This is a genomic window from Vibrio sp. DNB22_10_4 (assembly GCF_052879755.1).
In genome coordinates this window covers 1-233 of sequence record NZ_JBNNXW010000134.1, presented here as the reverse complement: position 1 = coordinate 233, position 233 = coordinate 1, and the positions used below count along the sequence as shown (strand labels likewise).

1 tRNA gene is annotated in these 233 nt (G+C 40.3%); it reads right to left on the bottom strand.

Annotation, left to right across the window (positions count from 1 at the left end):
• Positions 1 to 157: 157 nt before the first annotated feature.
• Positions 158 to 233 (bottom strand) — tRNA-Val (locus ACVA6Q_RS24975).

Genomic DNA, 233 nt, shown 5'->3' with positions numbered 1-233 from the left:
TCTAGGATTTGAGAACTTTTAAATGAATAACATTAATCAAATGTTATTCGTCAGCTTTCCAAATTGTTAAAGAGCTTGTTTTCTACAGCAATAAAGCTTTCGAAACCATTTTTAAGAGCACTTAAAGCCTTTCTTCTAAAAGAAATGCGCTTAAAGATGGTGGGCGATACCGGGCTCGAACCAGTGACCCCCTCCTTGTAAGGGAGGTGCTCTCCCAACTGAGCTAATCGCCC